Source organism: Mesotoga sp. H07pep.5.4 (genome assembly GCF_003664935.1).
GTDB classification, from domain to species: Bacteria; Thermotogota; Thermotogae; order Petrotogales; family Kosmotogaceae; genus Mesotoga; species Mesotoga prima.
The window spans coordinates 45,003-62,635 of record NZ_JFHM01000007.1; the positions used below are offsets into that span (position 1 = coordinate 45,003).

Annotated in this window: 14 protein-coding genes and 1 tRNA gene; 10 read left to right on the plus strand and 5 right to left on the minus strand. The window is 47.2% G+C overall.

The window, feature by feature from the left end:
- Nucleotides 1-35: 35 nt before the first annotated feature.
- Nucleotides 36-758: a basic amino acid ABC transporter substrate-binding protein gene (locus tag Y696_RS04730; protein WP_121509823.1), complete on the minus strand. Its 723-nt coding sequence runs from the start codon at nucleotides 756-758 to the stop codon at nucleotides 36-38.
- Between the two features lie 273 nt (nucleotides 759-1,031).
- Here Y696_RS04730 and mnmA point away from each other — a divergent pair, with 273 nt between their 5' ends.
- The 3 genes from mnmA to Y696_RS04745 all read left to right on the plus strand — a co-directional run bounded on the left by mnmA (nucleotide 1,032) and on the right by Y696_RS04745 (nucleotide 4,820).
- Complete coding sequence (gene mnmA / locus Y696_RS04735) at nucleotides 1,032-2,102, plus strand: tRNA 2-thiouridine(34) synthase MnmA (RefSeq protein ID WP_259459849.1); 1,071 nt, start codon at nucleotides 1,032-1,034, stop codon at nucleotides 2,100-2,102.
- A 14-nt stretch (nucleotides 2,103-2,116) separates the two neighbouring features.
- Nucleotides 2,117-2,192, plus strand: a tRNA-Pro gene (locus Y696_RS04740).
- 159 nt (nucleotides 2,193-2,351) lie between these two features.
- The gene (locus tag Y696_RS04745; protein ID WP_259459850.1) at nucleotides 2,352-4,820 is read left to right on the plus strand and encodes a vWA domain-containing protein; all 2,469 of its coding nucleotides are present in this window, start codon (nucleotides 2,352-2,354) and stop codon (nucleotides 4,818-4,820) included.
- Here Y696_RS04745 and Y696_RS04755 read toward each other — a convergent pair.
- The 4 genes from Y696_RS04755 to Y696_RS04770 form a co-directional block, all read right to left on the minus strand.
- Nucleotides 4,817-5,278 (minus strand): N-acetyltransferase, encoded by a 462-nt coding sequence (locus Y696_RS04755; RefSeq protein WP_121509824.1) that lies wholly within the window; start codon nucleotides 5,276-5,278, stop codon nucleotides 4,817-4,819. The genes Y696_RS04745 and Y696_RS04755 overlap by 4 nt on opposite strands.
- A gap of 139 nt (nucleotides 5,279-5,417) precedes the next feature.
- Nucleotides 5,418-7,265 carry an ABC transporter ATP-binding protein gene (locus Y696_RS04760; protein ID WP_220665723.1) on the minus strand — a complete coding sequence of 616 codons (1,848 nt, stop codon included), beginning with the start codon at nucleotides 7,263-7,265 and terminating at the stop codon, nucleotides 5,418-5,420.
- Entirely contained in the window at nucleotides 7,258-8,982 is a 1,725-nt protein-coding gene (locus Y696_RS04765; protein WP_121509825.1) for an ABC transporter ATP-binding protein, read from the minus strand. The genes Y696_RS04760 and Y696_RS04765 overlap by 8 nt, the downstream gene beginning before the upstream one ends.
- Before the next feature lie 50 nt (nucleotides 8,983-9,032).
- Nucleotides 9,033-9,455, minus strand: a complete 423-nt coding sequence (locus Y696_RS04770; protein WP_121509826.1) for a MarR family winged helix-turn-helix transcriptional regulator — start codon at nucleotides 9,453-9,455, stop codon at nucleotides 9,033-9,035.
- A 193-nt stretch (nucleotides 9,456-9,648) separates the two neighbouring features.
- Between Y696_RS04770 and Y696_RS04775 the strand changes: the two genes are divergently transcribed.
- The 7 genes from Y696_RS04775 (at nucleotide 9,649) to Y696_RS04805 (ending at nucleotide 17,625) form a co-directional block, all read left to right on the plus strand.
- Nucleotides 9,649-10,866, plus strand: coding sequence for an MFS transporter (locus Y696_RS04775; protein ID WP_099772131.1), 1,218 nt, complete (start codon nucleotides 9,649-9,651; stop codon nucleotides 10,864-10,866).
- Nucleotides 10,867-11,258: 392 nt separating this feature from the next.
- Nucleotides 11,259-11,696, plus strand: a complete 438-nt coding sequence (locus tag Y696_RS04780) for a GNAT family N-acetyltransferase (protein ID WP_099772132.1) — start codon at nucleotides 11,259-11,261, stop codon at nucleotides 11,694-11,696.
- Nucleotides 11,693-12,670 carry a 2-hydroxyacid dehydrogenase gene (locus Y696_RS04785; protein WP_099772133.1) on the plus strand — a complete coding sequence of 326 codons (978 nt, stop codon included), beginning with the start codon at nucleotides 11,693-11,695 and terminating at the stop codon, nucleotides 12,668-12,670. Before Y696_RS04780 ends, Y696_RS04785 begins: the two co-directional genes overlap by 4 nt.
- Nucleotides 12,671-12,767: 97 nt before the next feature.
- The gene (locus Y696_RS04790; RefSeq protein ID WP_099772134.1) at nucleotides 12,768-15,143 is read left to right on the plus strand and encodes an HD domain-containing phosphohydrolase; all 2,376 of its coding nucleotides are present in this window, start codon (nucleotides 12,768-12,770) and stop codon (nucleotides 15,141-15,143) included.
- Nucleotides 15,144-15,259: 116 nt separating this feature from the next.
- On the plus strand, nucleotides 15,260-16,144 hold the full coding sequence (locus Y696_RS04795) for a decaprenyl-phosphate phosphoribosyltransferase (RefSeq protein WP_099772135.1): 885 nt from the start codon (nucleotides 15,260-15,262) through the stop codon (nucleotides 16,142-16,144).
- Between the two features lie 13 nt (nucleotides 16,145-16,157).
- Entirely contained in the window at nucleotides 16,158-16,529 is a 372-nt protein-coding gene (locus Y696_RS04800; protein WP_006492632.1) for a multidrug efflux SMR transporter, read from the plus strand.
- A 13-nt stretch (nucleotides 16,530-16,542) separates the two neighbouring features.
- A complete protein-coding gene (locus tag Y696_RS04805; protein ID WP_099772136.1) occupies nucleotides 16,543-17,625 on the plus strand; it encodes a DUF362 domain-containing protein in 1,083 nt (360 codons plus the stop codon).
- Nucleotides 17,626-17,633: the final 8 nt, after the last annotated feature.

Sequence of the window (17,633 nt, forward strand, 5' to 3'; positions counted from 1 at the left end):
ATCCGAGTTTATCTATGACTTCCTCCGCCCTTCAATCAGAAGTGCTTGAGGTTCAGTTCATTGAGCTTTCCGGACTCTTCAAGTCTCGAAATGCCTTCGTTTATGAGATTGAGTAGATCCTTGTTCGCCTTGTTTACTGCAATACCGTAGTCTTCGTAAGTCTTGATTACTCCAACGATCTTTACCGGTCTGACCTTTGCAAAGCTCTCTGCTACTGGTGCGTCGAGAACAATCGCATCGATGTTCTTGTTGACCAGGTCGGTCATTGCAAGAACGTATGTGTCGTATCTCTTGAAATCACCCGTGAGAATCTTTGTCTCGACAAGATTTTCCTCGACCCAGAGATCGCCGGTTGTACCAGTCTGGACACCGACGTTATGCTTTCCGAAGAGAACCGTCACGGTCATTTCGCTGTCTTCTCTCACAACTACGCTTTGATCGGCTGTCCAGTAGGGTTTCGAGAAAGAGACAACCTCTTCTCTTTCAGCAGTAATCGTCATTCCCGAGACGACGAGATCGAGATTTCCAGATACGAGAGCCGCAATAAGAGAATCGAAGCTCATATCTCTTATTTCGACCTCAAAGCCCATCTCCTCGGCGATCGCTTTGATTAGATCGATGTCGAACCCCACGAACTCTCCGTTCTCTACATATTCAAACGGTGGAAAATCTGCGCTTGTGCCGACCACATACTTGACTCCAAATGCAAAGCCAACGGAAATCAGCAGCGCGAGCAATACTAGCAAAGTTTTCTTCATAATACCCCTCCTTATAGAAGATAAAGTGATTGTATATCAAGATGCTTTCATTACCAAGAACCTCTCTTTCAGCTTCTGCAAAGAATTGATGCAAAGTGATGTGAGAGCTTCGATTATCGTACCCAAAAAACCTCTCTTAAAAACCGGCCGGAGCAAACCATTTTCAACGCTACCGGCACCCAAACTACAATGCGATCCACCGACTCGAAGAGATATTGCCCACTGACATTATACCCTTTAGAAACACTTGAGCCAAAAACAACTGTTAACATAGTGATGGTGATGGAGATGAAAATTGGTATTGCATTGAGCGGCGGTGTCGACAGTGCCGTCGCGGCAGCTCGATTGATTAGACAGGGAAACGACGTAATTGGTTATCACATGATAGTTCTTGAGGGCAACCCGCTCGCGAATGCGGCTGTCGATGATGCAAAAGCCGTTGCCGACCATCTCGGCATTGAGCTGAAGATTGTAGATTTGCGCGAGGAGTTTAGAAGGATACTCTATTACTTCGCCACTTCCTATATGAGCGGGGAGACGCCAAATCCATGCGTCGTATGCAACGATTCGATAAAATTCGGATTGCTGCTCGAGCAGATGTTCTCTTTCGGTGCAGAGAAGATAGCTACAGGCCATTACGCAAGACTTGTCTCCCTGGACGAAAAACTTTTTTTGGCGAGAGCACTTGACGGAGCGAAGGATCAGTCGTATTTTCTTTCGAGAATCGCGAAGCACAAACTGCACGACATTCTCTTTCCTCTGGGTGAAATGACGAAGGAGGATGTCAGGCAAGAGGCTTCGGGGATTGATCTTCCCGTCCATTCGAAGAAGGACTCTCAGGAGATCTGTTTCATTCCCGACGGAGACTACAGAAGCTTTCTGAAGTCGCGGGGAATCGATGGTAAGCCGGGATCTATAACGGATGAAAATGGAAATCTGTTGGGAAGACATACCGGACTGTCGGGATACACCGTCGGTCAGCGAAAGGGCCTAGGAGTCTCCGGGGGGGAACGCTATTACGTCAAGAGGCTCGATCTGGAAAGAAATAGGCTCGTTCTGGCGCGTAGAGAGAGCCTGATATCGGAGTCGCTGACAGCGAAGGATCCAAACTGGTACATTGATCCGGGTGATGGATTTGAATGCCTTTGCATGATAAGAAGCTCGATGAGAGCCGTTCCTGCCAGCGTCAACGTTCTGGCGGACAACAGTCTTAAAGTGCACTTCCCGGAAAAAGTATGGGCAGTGGCCCCCGGCCAGCTGGCCGTCTTCTATATTGAGGATCGCGTGGTTGGCAGTGCCTTCATAGAAGGGAATTCCGTTCTTGAAAGTGGAGACGACACGTGATAGAATTTTCCAGACAGGAAGTAGTTCAGTTGGTAGAACGCTGGTTTCGGGAACCAGAGGTCCGGGGTTCAAGTCCCCGCTTCCTGACCAGAGCAGGCCCATTAGGGTCTGTTTCTCTTTTTTGTGGGACCAGGGGCAATCGGCTGACTCTCCAGTTGATCGTTTGTTTGAGTTGATCTGCTAGAATATTCTTACAGAGAGTAGTTCTCTTTGTCTTCTCCTCTGATCGTCGATCTGGAGGTGGATTCCATGAAAAGGATAGGCTTCCTGTTTCTATTATACTCACTTCTTCTGATCACAACCGTTCATTCGAGAACGCTTGAACTGAAAAGCTGGCAAATATGGGATTTCAGCTACAACGGCATTCACGAAGTTTGCTGCGCCGTCAGCGTCAAAGACGGAGAGATCCCCGTCACGGGACTCTCAATTGAAGACTTCACCATAACCGAGACTCTCGTAGACGAGTACGGGAATGTCTTGTCAAAGGCCGAAATTGCTCCGGAGCAGAGAGAAGACCAGTTTGGCGGCATTGGATTCTGGGAAAGATCAGTATCTTCCTCGAAAATCGATCTGGTCTTCTTGATCGATGCGACTGGCTCAATGGCGGATCAAATCGAGTCGATCAAGTCAGAACTGAAGGAATTCGTGAATCGACTCGAAGAGGATGCAAGTGATTTCAGGGTGGCGGTTTTGCTCTTTGAAGCATCGTCACTGGAAGAGCCCGGAAGAAAATCACCGGACCATCCATTCTACGGAGTTATGGAAAGGGACGAACTTCTTCTCGCCATCGAGGAAATCGAAACGGCCGGCGAATGGCACATAAACACCTGGAGTTATGACGCAATCCTCTTCGGAAGTCAGCTTGAATTCCGTGAAGACTCCAGGGCAGTTATCGTGGTCATTACAGACACTCTTCCAGAGACTGTTTACGGACCATTCTGGTACTTTTCCGGAGGCAGTGTTGCCACGAAAAGAGCCGTGGAAATCGCGCTGGAAGAAAGGGGCATCGAGCTGAAATACTTCCAGCCCGAGGAGTCTGCACTGGCGCACATGGAGAATTATGACAGGCTTATAAACCCCGAATTGAGCGAGTCGAATTTCAACCATCTGGCAGGGGCCGTTTCTCTTGGCTGGCCATTCAAACAGGATCTCATCGACGTCGATGCTCTGCCCGTTTCTGAATCGATTTATTACCTCTCATGGAGTTCCGGTCTTGATGAGATTACAGATTACTATCGGAAAGAAGGTTTCGAAGTTGAAGTGGACGTGAAATGGGGTGATGAACATGCCTCTTTGGCGTATTCGCCATTTTTCGATGAAGAAGGCTATCTCCAGAGTTCAGAGGACTACCATCTTCCCGTTCTCGACGAAGAGGGCAATGCGTTGCCCGACAAGGCCTTGGAAATGGATTTGCTGAGAGAGTTGGGCGACCTGAAAGCATTCGGCGAAACCTATATTATGAAGGATGGGGTTCTGCAACTGCGGTCGGTCGATCCGGGAGAGTACCTCTACAGACTCTATGGATATAGAAGAAGCTCTTACCGCTATTCCACACTTCGACTAGATGGTTCAGGAAAAATTTCATTCGTTCAGGGAGAAGCGTTACCGGATTTTGTTGTTGCCCGTACGGGCGATGCATTTCTCGAGTCGGTTAAGATCAGAGGCCTCATGGATGAATTTGTAAGCAACGAGATCGCAGTGAATGAATCTAAAGAGTTTGCAGAAAAGTCGTTGAAATGGATGGGTACGATCGCTTCTGACGGACTGAACCTAAGGGAAATGGAAGCTATGAAGAGATTCTACGTATCCGTGGGGGCATTTCTCAATGGAATGTCCTATGCGGCAATTGAATCGGAGAGAGTAGAGAGTGATCTACTGCAGATGGTGCGTGATACGAGGAGCATAGTTCAGCATGCAGAGGAAGTGGCCGCAATGATATCTTCTGCAAAGAACATAATACTCTCCACCGCTTCGATCATCGCCGACATTATCTCGGGTAACTGGAGCGGCGTGGCACAGCAGATATCAATCGAAGCACTGCTGGATGAATTCGTAGATTATGTGAAAAACGACCTGCTCGACGATGTGCTTGAGGCCGTGAAAGATAAGCTCAGGGCATACCTTTCCGATCCTTCAAAGGCCGAGGAGCTTCTGAGTCTAATAAAGGGCGACATGGTCGGATGGGTAAGAGGCGGCGAAGACTCGGATGAAGGAAGCGTCAGGGATGAAATCCGGCAGGTAGTCTACACCGACCTCACTTACCGCAATTTCACAAAACCGGTAATAAGAGAGCTTGAGGAGTCTCTGTCGGGGGCGGCTCGTCTGGCTTCACTGTCAATTTCAGATCTCGATCTCTACGCTGCGAGCTGGAGTATGAACAGGGATTTCGCAAGCATGAGAAGTGAAGTGATGGGACCTCTGCAAGACTGGTCGTTCGAGGTGCTCGGAGAACATGAGAGAATAGACAACTGGGAAACGATCCTCGAGATCTTCGAAGAGACGGTTCCTCTGATTGTAGAGCTTTTGAGGCTCATGGAGCACAAAAACCCCGTCCTCGGCGATATTGCAGAGGAGCTGTCGAAGCTCTCTTATGTGCTGGATGCCGTAGGTCTCCTTACACTGGCATATGAAGTATCGTTGAAAGCCGATCAGCTTACAACGATGGCAGGAAAGCTCGATAGGGTCAACGACTATCTCTTTTCCGAAGCCGGTTACTAGAGGTCTCTCATCAGTATCTTTTCATCATCGTCCCACTCGCCAGTATCGACGAAGCCCAGCTTCAGGTAGAACTGGAGCGGAGAAGGTTCATTGACGACGCATGAGGTGAAGAGTTTCTCGTAACCCTGGGCCTTGAGATACTCAATCAACAAGAGGATAGCGTCTCTTCCATATCCCATCTTCTGATACTTGCCGCCGATCATGAAGCGCCACATAGAGGCATGCTTGAAATCTTTCATTCTCGGATCGGGCGTGAAATCCAGCATAATGAAGCCCACCATGTCATCTCCAGCATAGATCGCCCGAAACCAGGCGTTCTTTGCGAAGTGGGCTTGAGCTATCGAAACTGCATTTGAGGCCACGGCCCTTTCCTGTCCTTCGAGCAGCGTGCCACTCAAGCGGATAGCGTCGAGCACCGTCTCCTCCGTAATCTCTTCGAATCTAACTGTATGTTCCATGAATCCTCCTGATGTCTAACGATAGATTTCGCTCCAGTCGAAACAAAGATCAAATATTCGTGCAGCGCAGAAAACATTCCTGGCAGGCTGGCCTTGCCGAAAATGCTCTTCTATGCTGCATTATATCATCGGGCTGCGCTCAAGCCACATCATGTCCCGGAAGGGCCAGCTGGGTTGTGTAGAGACTGTAATAGAAACCCTTCATACGGATCAGCTCATCGTGAGTGCCGCTTTCTATTATCCTTCCATTGTCGATCACGTAAATTCTGTCCGCGTTCTTGATTGTACTGAGTCTGTGAGCCACAACGAAGCTGGTGCGGTCCTTCATCAGATTCCGCATCGCCTCCTGAATGTGCATCTCCGTTCTGGTGTCGACATTGCTAGTAGCTTCATCGAGTATTAGTATCTGGGGATCTATGAGCATTATCCTGGCGATCGCCAGCAGCTGCCTCTGCCCGCGGCTGATGGTGTCCCCGCTGGAGGATAGAACAGTTTCATACCCTTCCGGCAGTCCCATAATGAAGTGATGGGCGTTTGCCATCTTAGCGGCCTCTATGATCTCTTCATCTGAAGCTTCCTGTCTTCCATAGCGAATATTGTCCTTTATAGTGCCCATAAACAGCTGTGTATCCTGCAGAACAATGCCGAGCTCTCTTCTAAGCTGCTCTCTGTCGAAGCTAGATATATCATGACCGTCTATCATGATTTTTCCGTCCTCTATGTCGTAGAACTTCGTAAGGAGATTCACGATCGTGGTCTTGCCTGCTCCCGTCGGTCCCACCAGCGCGATGATCTGCCCTGGCTCGGCCGTGAGAGAGACATCCTTCAATACTATGGTCTTGCCGTCGTAACTGAAGTCAACTTCTTCAAGCGTTACTTCTCCCTCGATCTTCTGCGGGAAGAAGGTCTCTTCCGCTCTCTTTTCCCCTTTTTCATCAAGAATTTCGAAGACCCTCTCGGCCCCCGCTAGAGCCGCCTGAATCGCATTGAACATCTGTGCTATCTGATTTATCGGTCGGTTGAACTGGCCGACATATACGATGAAGCTGGCGACCAATCCGACAGAGAGTATCCCCTTCACGGACATCCACCCTCCGGCAAAGGCGACTATTGCATAACCGAAGTTGTTTACCATATTCATTATCGGTCCGAAGGAGCCTGCGAATATCTGGGCCATAATTGCAGACCTGCGATAAGACTCGTTTATACTCTGGAATTCTTGAACGGTCGACTCTTCCCTGCCGTAGGCTTTCACGACTTTGGCTCCGGAGATCCTCTCTTCGACGTAACCGTTGAGTTCGCCAAGAGCCTTTTGTTGAGCGAGGAAGTTCTTTCTGCTCTGTTTCGCAATTATGGCCGTAACAATCATAACGAATGGAACGGTAGACATCGCGACCAGTGCCAGGATCGGATTGAGAAAAAACATGATGACTACTATCCCGACAAGAGTCAGAAGACTGCTAACTAGCTGAGTAACGCTTTCACTAAGAGTATGGGAAATGTTGTTTATATCGTTGGTCAGTCTGCTCATCAGTTCTCCGTGCGGCTTGGTATCGAAGAACTTGACCGGCAGCGTTTGAAATTTGTCGAAGAGGTCTTGCCTGAGTCTCCTTATGCTTCTCTGCGCAACTCCAACCATGGTGTAGCCCTGGAGCCAGAGGAAAAAAGATGAAGATATGTAGACTGCCGCCATGACAATCGAAATCATTGCGAGACCGGCCATGTCGCCCACGAGCATGTATTTGTCGATAGCTACTCCCAGAAGAAAGGGACCGAAGACGCTGGCACCGGTGGCCAGTATCGTAAATGCTATTGCAAGTATCAGACCTTTCTTCTCATTTCTGAAGTATCCTACTAGTCTCAGAACGGTCTGCTTCGAGTTCTTAGGCTTCTGAACGGGTCGCGCTCTGCCCGCTCCAGGTCCGCCTCTCCCCGGGCCGGCGGGCATGGTGACTTCGGGTTGAGTCGCTTTCTTCTCTTCAGGCATTCACTTCACCTACCTCACCAAACTGAGACCTGTAGATATCCCTGTACAGATCGCTTTCCTTCAGCAGTTGTTTGTGGGTTCCACTTCCTGCTATCTTTCCATCATCCAGAAGGAATATCCTGTCGGCATTTACTACTGAGCTTATCTTCTGGGCTATGATTATCTTAGTGCAGTCAAGCTCTTCACCAATTGCCCTCATGACCTCGGACTCCGTCTTTGCATCCAGAGCGCTCGTACTGTCGTCAAAGATTAGGATTGGCGATCTCATCGCTACGGCCCGCGCGATCGCCATTCTCTGCTTCTGACCGCCGGAGAGGTTCGTCGCCATCTGGCTCAGGCGGGCGTCGTATTTCTCTGGAAGAGTATCGACAAAGTCTGCGATTTGTGCAACTTCGGCCGCCTTGGCGATTTCTTCGTCACTGGCACCCGGCCTTCCGTAACTTATGTTGTCCTTGATCTTACCTGAGAAGAGAACGGCTTCCTGGAATACCATGGATATGTTCTTTCTCAACTCGTGGCGTGAAATCTCCTTAATATCTATTCCATTCAGAAGGATTTTACCGGAATCTACTTCGTAAAGCCGGGGCAGAAGACTGACCAGGGACGATTTGCCCGATCCCGTGTCGCCAAGAAAAGCGACCGTCTCACCTTGATTGATCGTAAAGTTGAGATTGTGGAGAATCTTGTTGCCTCCACCATCGTAGCTGAAGTCAACATTCTCAAAGACAATCGGACCCCTAAGGTCATGGGATATGCCCGCCTTCACATCTTCTTCTTCGCTCTCTTCAAGGACGTCGGCCACTCGCTTGGCGGAGGCCTGCGCCCTGGAGACAAATACGAGCATCATTCCGATCATCATCATCGACATGAGCATTCTTCCCAGATAGTTTACGAATGCCATTATCTGGCCCGTCTGCATCCCTCCGGCTTCGACTTGAATGCCTCCGAACCAGATCACTGCAACGATTCCAAGGTTCAGTATCAGTGAAAGAAGCGGCATGATGATTACCATGGTCCTCGCAGCTTTCATAGCTATCTGTGTATATTTCTCGTTTGCATCTTCAAACTTGCTCGATTCGAACCTGGAGGATGCGAAGGATTTGACGACTCTTATTCCCAGGAGATTGTCCCTGACCCGTGTATTGACATTGTCCATCTCCTTCTGAACGCGGGAAAAGAGAGGCAAGACCCTTTTCATGATCGCGAAAGTCAGGTAAGTAACGAGCGGAATGACAACCAGGAATATGAGAGAGAGTTTCCAGCTAATCAGCAAGGACATGATCAAGCTTCCAATGAAAAGCATCGGTGCCCTCACAAACATTCTCAGCAAAATCATTATAAACTGTTGAAACTGGACTATATCGTCTGTGATTCTCGTAATAAGTGAGCCTGTCCCGAACTTGTCGAGTTTAGCAAATGAGAGATACTGAACCTTTGTGAAAACGCTTCGCCGTATATCTGCCCCGGCATTCTGAGCAGCCAGGGTTGAAAATATGACGCAGGCGATTCCTCCCAGCACACCGATGAAGGTAATTATCAGCATCTTCGTTCCTGCGCTCACGACTACGTCAAGATTCTGATTCATGATACCTACGTCTATGATTTCCTCAAGAAGCTTTGGCTGAAAAAGATCTATGGCAACTTCGAGAAACATTGCCAGAGGAGCCAGAACGACAAAGATCCAGTAAGGCTTCAAAAACTTGAACAGTCTTTTCATCTAGTCTTCCACCCCGCATTCCGTTGTTTAGGTAGGTCGGGTCAAGATTATCACTTCGAAAGGCTTTCCTTTAGTTTTCTCAAGAACCGCTCGAGCAGGTCGCGCTCCTCTGCAGAAAATGCGGAAAAAGTTTGTCTTTCTACATCGAGCATCGTTTTCTCGAGTTCTCCCTCAATCTCTCTGCTTTTTGCCGTCAAGTAGATCCTGAAGATTCTCATATCCGATTTATCCTGCCTTTTGTGGACAAAGCCGGACAGCTCCATTCTTTGAATCATCTTGCTGACTGTCGCAGGAGAAAGACCCATCTCTTTTGAGAGATCCCCCACAGTCCTTCCATCCCTTTCGAAGAGAATGAAAAGCAGTGGAGGCTGGCCTCTGTGAAGACCGAACCTGGAGAAAATAGAGCGCTTCTTCATGAAGTTCGCCCTGCAGACGTCAATCAGTAGTCTATCCAGTTTTCCGGTCTCATTCATCTTTACATCCTCACATAAAAAGTATTTAGTCGGCTAAATAATTCTAACAGATCTCGGTTCTTTTTTCATTGCTTCGAACGGGGAGATTCAAATCCTTGAAGGGTGACGGTTCGCTTTCGGTCGAATTGGCGGATGATATACTTTTCATTATCGGGCCTGGACGAATTGGCGGATTTATGTTTTGAGGTGAGAGTTGGAAAGCGATAGAGGACATTATTTGGGCTTTATTTGGCACGCCTCGTTTCTTGCGCTGACAATGGCCTTTGTTGAGGTGAACACGGTCCTTCCATCGATGATCCTGGCGGCAGGAGGAGGGAGCTTTGCAATAGGCCTCGTTACCGCAATTTCGACGGGGATTCCTCTTCTGGCTCAATTGACATTCGCTGGATACCTTATGTCGAAACGGATGAAGAAACCGTATTTGCTTCTCGGCATCTATTTGAGAGTCGGCGCCCTCTTCTCCATAGGCTTTCTCTTGCTTTCGCCTGTCGGAGGCACCGCTCTTCTCGTACTCCTTTTTTCCGTAATCTCCGTCTTTTCCTTTGGAGGAGTCTTTGCGGGAATCAGTTACACTCATCTGCTCGGTCAGTCAATATTGAAGCAGGATAGACGCGGTTTCATGTCGTACAGACAGATTGCCGGGAGCGCTTTGTCACTTCTCGGAGGCTTTGTCGCAAAGTACATAGTTGGAAACGTGAGTTATCCGGTCAACTATTCGCTGATGTTCTTCATTGGAGGGAGTTCGCTGTTCGTTGCTTCGCTTGGATTCGCGGGAGTACGGGAGAGGGAGGTTCAAGGAAGTGAAATTCCCGGCTTCTGGAAGATCATGAAGAGCATTCCAAAAACACTGAAGAACGATGCGAACCTGCTTAACTACATCGTCTTCAACAACGTGACAGGCTTCGGATTGGTCTTGATCCCGTTTTATGTTCTCCTGGCGAAGGACAGCTTCGGGTTGAACGGAAGCGATGTGGGCAGTTTTCTCCTGTTTCAGATGATAGGTATGCTTGGAGCCGGGGTTCTATGGAATCGCTTTCTTAAGAGGAGAGGTTTGAAAAGACTGCTTATAACCTGCGCAACGATTGGCAGCTTTATTCCACTAATTGCATATCTTCTATCTGCCTCTTCTCCTGACTTCTATCTTATAGTCTTTTTCCTTTCAGGTATAACCCTGAGCGCACGAAAGATCGGATTTGAGTGGCTTCTTATAGAAATCTCCAACGATACGAACAGACCTTTGTATACAGGTGTATCGGGCGCGCTCAGTCTTGTGACCGCTCTTCTTCCTCTGATTCTGGGCAGTGTGCTGCGACTTCTGGGCTTTCCGGTCGTTCTGGTTGTCTCCAGCATCGCGATCGCCTCGGGAGTGTATTTCATAAGGAAGATCGACATCACCGATGACCTGGGATGAGGTAACCGCTGCTTTACGCGGCTCAAATCCTCGTTAGAGGCTTCCCAATGGCTGGCCTTTCACCTTAGCAGAACTTCAATTTTCTTGCTGTCCAGGAGCTTAGAGATTACGAAATGAGAAGAATCAGAAGAAAAACTATCGAGGCAGGGTTGTGTTGGCTGCCCTATTTTGCGCTAGGGAAGCTCGGTTAAATCATTTTGAAGAGCATCGACTCGCTTCACCTGTTTGGCCAAATGTTAGAATTGTAGATGAGATACAATTGAATTTGAAAGTGAAGCTGGTTCTGCTTTGTCTTCGCGAAGGTCTGAGAGATTGAGCTGAGGCCAACCGAGATATCGCTTGAGAATGCTTCCGATCTCGGGCGGCAGATTCAGAAAGCAAGGAGTTGAAAAATGATTAAGGAAGTCGAGTTCGATAATCTTCCCGGAAGGTTCATAGAGATTTTTTCTGGTTGTCTGGGAAGACCGGAGCAGTCCGACGAAGTATTGAAGATGTATCAGGCTCCGGAGAGAAGGCTCTTTGTGATGAGACAGGGAGGAAGCATAGTTGCTGTAGCCGGTTTGAAGCTCCATGAGCGTGAAGAGCCCGAGCTTCTGCATCTTGCCGTCAGGAAAGACAAGCGAAGGAGCGGCTTCGGCAGCACACTGATAAAGACAATGATAAATTCCTTCATGATAGATACTCTTGCAGTGTGGACAGATGAAGATGCCGTCGGTTTTTATGAGAAGATAGGGTTCATCGTTGTGAACGAAGTCCAGACTCAGAACGGTTTGGTTCGCTACAAACTCCGATTTTCTCGCGCAAAATCCCGTGGGAGGTTAGAAACGTGAAGATCTTATTCCTGAATAGACTTGACAGATACTGGGAAGGAAAGGTTGAAGAGCTTGCAAGAGCATTTCCCGAACACTCTTTCATCTCGTACTCCAGCGACAGCGATCCGAAAGCCCATATTTCCGATGCCGAGGTAATAGTAAAGGGAAATCTTTCGCAAGCCGACCTCGATAAGGCCAGAAATCTCAGAATGGTCGTCGTTCCCTGGACCGGTGTTGATGGTCTTCCACTTGAACGGTTAAGAGAACGTGGCGTCATCGTTTCAAACACCCATGAGAATGCCGAGGTCGTTGCCGAAAGGGCCGTAGCTCTAGCCTTAGCTGTTACGGGAAGAGTTGTCGAACTTCATAACGATCTTGCGCAGGGGGTATGGTTGGGTCGGCCATCCAATAAGGAGGCGACCTGGTATTCCATCATCGGGAAGCGGTGCTCTGTTCTCGGCCTGGGCAAGATCGGGCAGGCGATAGCAAAACTGATCAGCGGCTTTGAATGTGAAATAACGGGATTCAAAAGAACCTCCGGCGGCGAGTTCCCTTACGTGAAGAGAGTGACAGACGATATTCACGATGCCATTCGGGCCGGTGATCTCGTCTTCGTTGCTCTTCCGCTGACGAAAAAGACAGCGGGGATCATCGGTTCCGATCTGCTAAGTCAGATGAAGGGCAAATATCTGGTAAATGTGAGCAGGGGAAGAGTAATCGATGAGCAGGCGCTGTACGATGCTTTGAAAAGCGGAACTCTCGCCGGCGCGGCAATAGATGTCTGGTACGAGTATCCCTCGAGCGATAGGCCTGCAACACTTCCATCGAGATATCCAATTCATAGGTTTTCCAATGTAGTCATGTCTCCGCACGTCGGAAGCTGGTCGGTAGAAAGTATGCAGTCAATGGTAGATGGTACCATAAAGAACATAGAAGGCTTTCTTCGCAATGGGAGACCTGAAGAGTATGTAGATCTTAATGAAATGTATTAGAATCCGACTCAGAGATTCCAGAAAATGTTTGCTGCAGAGGTTCTAGCGGTCCGTTGTGCTAGAATCATTTGAGAGAGTTTTCAGGAGAGGTGCTGTAATGCCGCTTATCAAAGGACGAAGACGTTTTTTCCCCAACAGATTATCAGGCTTTACAAGAAGCCTCTCTGCGCGCTCTCTTATTCTGCTTTCTATAGTTATTGTTTTAGCACTAGGGATTTCTCTTTCTCTTGCCGAAATAAATCGCGGAAGAAAAGAGTTTTCCAGAAAACTTCTTAGACAGGCAAGATTCCTCGAGAACGGGCTTGACATGAAGGAACTTTCTAAACTGGACGGTAATGCCGATGATATGAGCAAACCCGAGTACTCAAGGCTTAAGCAGCAATTAATTAATATCAGTGAAATCTTTCCTGATTTTCAGTATGTTTATCTAATGAGCATTAATAGTGATGGAAACATGGTTTTTCTGGTTGATTCTGCCATCGCAGGTTCGGAAGATGAGTCGCTACCCGGAGAGCTCTGCGAAGATAAAGATCTTCTCACGGTTTTCGAAACAGGTCGGGGTGCCGTAATGCCCCTAATGCCTGACAAATTGGGAACGATGATTACTGTAGCTGTCCCAGTAGTTGATCCTTATTCTGATGCAGTTTTTGCGGTTTTAGGCATCGATATCGATTCAGAAGACTGGGGCGGCCTTAATCTGTCCTATGCATTATTACCGATAATATTTTCACTTACTTTAGTTTTGATAGCTTTCATTTATTACTTCTTGGTTAGGTGGAGAGAACGACTTCCGTCCGAAAAATTGGAGAAAAGGTTTGTAAGGTATTTAGACAGTCTGATATTTCTTGTAGTTGGAGTAACAGTGACTTTGTTTTCCACTTTTATTGTACATGAACAGCAAAAGGAGCTGAGAAACAGTGCTTTCATTACCCTGGCTGAAGGTCGGGCTCATTATGTGATCGAGAAGATAGCTAATCTGAGGGACTATGAACTTGAGGGACTTTCGCGTTTTTTCGAATCAAGCAGTGTGGTTGAAAAAGACGAGTTTCGGAACTACACGCAGTCTCTGACTTCAAATGGGCTTATGAATACTTGGTTCTGGGTAGAGAGAGTTAAGGTTTCCGAATCCCCTTCGTCCGAGTCAAGATCTGGACAAAGTGATTTTGAGCAGTTCTCCATTTGGAACTTTGAATTTGAAGATGAAAACGTTGATACCTTTAATAGTTCTGAAGAGTTTCGGTACCCCATAAAGTATGTTGAGCCATTTGAAGAGTATGGTACTCTTGCAGGATTGGATTTGGGCTCCAATCTGATAATTAGAGCTACAATAGATAAAGCCATCTCTTGTGGACTCATTACGGCTACTGAGCCATTTATTATTCCTAATCATGATGACTCGAGACCACATTTCTTAGTTTTCAAGCCGGTTTTGGGGAATTTTAAGGATTTTATCGGGCTTGTTGGCGCTCTCGTTCACCCAGAATCTTTTGTGAAGACATTACCCGTGCTTGATAGCGAAGGGGATCCAAAGGTTATTCTTGGACTGTATCAGATACTGGAAGACGGGTCACCCTACTTACTCTTTTCTTTGGGTCATGATTATGCATTCTCAGTCAACCCTTCCGCACATTCTTCCCTTTGGCACTATGATGTCGGCGAACTCAATCTAGTAATTCCTTTTTTTGTATTTGGTAGAGTCTTTGCTGTTGTGGCGCACCCTGGACCCGACTTCAGTGCCGTTTATCCTTTGGACAACTGGATCTTCGTTCTTGCTTTTGGATTTACTTTGACGTTTTCACTCTCTCTCTTAGTAGGTTATCTAACTAACAGAAGATTCCATCTTGAAAGAGAAGTCAGAGAAAGGACCGAAGAGCTGAGAGAAAGCCTTGGTATTCTCTCTCAGACAATGGAGGCATCGATAAACGTTCTCGCTTCTGCCGTAGATCTCAGAGATCCTTATACAGCGGGTCATCAGAGAAGGGTTGCGGAGTTGTCCGTCGCCATTGGAAAGAAACTTGGACTTGAAGAGGATAGAATAAGGGGACTTCGGCTTTCTGCGATGATTCACGATGTGGGGAAGATTCAGGTGCCCGCGGAGATTCTGAGTACACCAAGAAGGCTCACGGATCTGGAGTTCGATCTAATAAAACTTCATCCCGCAGCGGGTCGTGAGCTTTTCAAAGATATCAAATTTCCTTGGCCTGTTGCAGATGCGATTTACCAGCATCATGAGCGACTCGATGGCAGCGGATACCCTGAAGGCATCACAGGAGAAAAAATCATTTTGGAAGCGAGAATAATTGCCGTGGCCGATGTTGTAGAAGCAATTTCATCGCACAGACCTTACAGGCCTTCGTTAGGTATCGATGCGGCCTTAGACGAGATCAGAAAGGGCAAAGGCAGGCTCTTCGATCCAGAAGTAGTAGATGCCTGCCTTGAATTGTTCGATGAAGGATTTTCCTTTTCAGACTGATTTACTGCTTCCGGTCAGATTATTTGAATACTATGTATTCTAGTGAGAACTGCTACACTGTGAGGAAAGATGAATATAACGCGAATGGTGAAGTCTTGTCGCCGTAGGAGTTGAAAATGATGGCCTTTTCGATATTTCTAAGGTTAATAAGGGTGAAACAGTGGCTCAAGAATCTCTTTGTGTTCGCTCCCTTGATTTTCTCTTCAAGCCTTACCGACACGGTATCGGTTTTAAGAGCCATACTGATCTTCTTTGCTTTTTGTCTTGCTTCTAGCGGCGTTTATATTTTGAATGACATAAGAGATCGAGAGAGTGACAGTCATCACTCAAGGAAAAAGGAACGACCAATAGCCTCTGGTCAAGTCAGGGTTTCAAGCGCTGTGATTGTTTCTTTATTGCTTTTTGGATCAGCGGCAGTGACTAGTTCTTTACTCCCTTTTTTGTCATCGCTCTTCTTGCTGCTATATATCGTTGTGAATCTTTTCTATACCTTGAAGGGTAAAGAGCTGGTACTGATAGACGCCTTTTGTATTTCTGCCGGTTTTGTGATAAGAGTAATGGCTGGTGCATACGCTATTGAAACGACTCCAACCGGATGGATTGTGGTGACCACATTCTTCCTCTCACTTTTCCTTGGGTTCGGCAAAAGAAGGAACGAACTGCTTTCTCTGAAAGAAGGTAGCAATGATCATCGAAAGGTGCTTAGCCTTTATAATGACAGATATCTTGATTATTTGATGATTGCAACGGCATCTATAACGATAATCGCATATACGCTTTACTGCTTGGACCCATCGACAATTCTGAAGTTCAACACGGATAAATTTGTATACACCGTTCCATTTGTGACATACGGGGTTTTTAGATATCTGCTTCTCCTTTTCAGAAACGGCGAAGGAGATCCAACGGAGGTTGTGACAAGAGATACTGGGATCGTGCTTACCGTTCTGTTTTGGATAGTATCTGTTATGCTGGTAATCTATTTACCAAGTTTTCTGTGAAGGGGGATGTTGAATGAATCTGACTGAAGCCTTGATTCTTGTTATAGCAATAGTTTTTAATGCTGTAGCAAACATCTTGCTGAAACATGGGATGCAGAACGCGCCTGATATAGGAAGCGTTGGACTTAAAGGGATGCTGATAAACTCTGTTACTAACATCAGCGTATGGCTTGGACTGATCTCATTTGGTGTTGCATTTATCTTCTATAGTGTGGTTCTGACAAAGATGCGTTTGGGAGTTGCATACCCGATAATGACAAGTGCAGGATTTGCGATCGTTACCGTTGCAGCAGTTTTCCTGTTCGATGAAAGACTCAGTGCAATGAAAATTGTCGGAATCGCTGTTATTGCTTTAGGAATCTGGCTTGTTTCAGTTGCAAAATGATGGAGGTATTTCGATGAAAAAGACGAGAGTAGCTATAATTAAGACCAAACCTGAAACCGTATTAGATGATTACAGAAGACTGGCCAAGCTAGCTGGAATGGGTGAAGCGTTAGATAAGACCGCAACTACAATCTTGAAGGACAACATATCCTGGCATCTTCCTATGCCTGGTGCCAACAGTACACCATGGCAGCTAGAAGGAGTCGTACTGGCATTAAAGGATGAGGGAATGAACGACATCGTATCGGTTGAGAATAAAACCGTCGTTACGAGACCGAAGTATGGAGAGAAACAGAACAAGTATGACATCGTCTACGATAAGTTCGATATCCGTGTTCTGTACAACTTCGAATCGAAAGATATGACCTGGATTGAGTACACACCGAAAAGCAAACTGATGGTACTTCCAAAGATCTTTCCAGAGGGAATAAAACTGCCAGACTACTTTTTCGGGAAAAATATAATCCAGCTCCCAACGATGAAGTGCCACATATATACGACAACTACTGGTGCGATGAAAAATGCGTTTGGTGGCCTGCTCAACGTTAAGAGGCATTACACCCACTCATGGATACACGAGACACTGGTTGACTTGCTGAAGATACAGAAGGAGATACACTCGGGTCTGTTCGCTTTCATGGACGGCACGACCGCAGGGAATGGGCCGGGACCGCGGACAGTGATTCCCGTGAAGGCAGACTACATACTTGCCAGCGAAGATCAGGTCGCAATAGATGCCGTCGCAGCGAAAATGATGGGTTTCAACCCGATGGACCTGAAATACATTAGGCTGGCCGATGAAGAGGAACTCGGAAATGGAAGACCAGAGAACATAGAACTTGTCGGAGACGACATTTCCGGTGTCAACTTTAAATTCCATGTTGGAGACAACTTTGCGAGCAGAGTCGGAGATCTGCTCTGGTTCAGTCCGTTGAAGGTCTTTCAGAAACTCTTCTTCCACACACCGCTTGTGAAAATCTTTGTTGCCGCTTCGGACACTTATCATGACAAGTACTGGTGGAAGAAGCACGGTGTCAAGATATTCGAAGAGTGGAAGAAAGAGAGTCCCTGGGGCCGTTTATGGGAGAGCTATTGATAGACAAT

What these genes read in the sequence shown, in the direction of transcription:
- Y696_RS04730 (WP_121509823.1), bottom strand. Translation starts at nt 758, where the DNA reads ATGAAGAAAACTTTGCTAGTATTGCTCGCGCTGCTGATTTCCGTTGGC.
- Y696_RS04745 (WP_259459850.1), top strand. Translation starts at nt 2,352, where the DNA reads ATGAAAAGGATAGGCTTCCTGTTTCTATTATACTCACTTCTTCTGATC.
- Y696_RS04755 (WP_121509824.1), bottom strand. Translation starts at nt 5,278, where the DNA reads ATGGAACATACAGTTAGATTCGAAGAGATTACGGAGGAGACGGTGCTC.
- Y696_RS04760 (WP_220665723.1), bottom strand. Translation starts at nt 7,265, where the DNA reads ATGCCTGAAGAGAAGAAAGCGACTCAACCCGAAGTCACCATGCCCGCC.
- Y696_RS04765 (WP_121509825.1), bottom strand. Translation starts at nt 8,982, where the DNA reads ATGAAAAGACTGTTCAAGTTTTTGAAGCCTTACTGGATCTTTGTCGTT.
- Y696_RS04770 (WP_121509826.1), bottom strand. Translation starts at nt 9,455, where the DNA reads ATGAATGAGACCGGAAAACTGGATAGACTACTGATTGACGTCTGCAGG.
- Y696_RS04780 (WP_099772132.1), top strand. Translation starts at nt 11,259, where the DNA reads ATGATTAAGGAAGTCGAGTTCGATAATCTTCCCGGAAGGTTCATAGAG.
- Y696_RS04790 (WP_099772134.1), top strand. Translation starts at nt 12,768, where the DNA reads ATGCCGCTTATCAAAGGACGAAGACGTTTTTTCCCCAACAGATTATCA.
- Y696_RS04795 (WP_099772135.1), top strand. Translation starts at nt 15,260, where the DNA reads ATGATGGCCTTTTCGATATTTCTAAGGTTAATAAGGGTGAAACAGTGG.
- Y696_RS04800 (WP_006492632.1), top strand. Translation starts at nt 16,158, where the DNA reads ATGAATCTGACTGAAGCCTTGATTCTTGTTATAGCAATAGTTTTTAAT.
- Y696_RS04805 (WP_099772136.1), top strand. Translation starts at nt 16,543, where the DNA reads ATGAAAAAGACGAGAGTAGCTATAATTAAGACCAAACCTGAAACCGTA.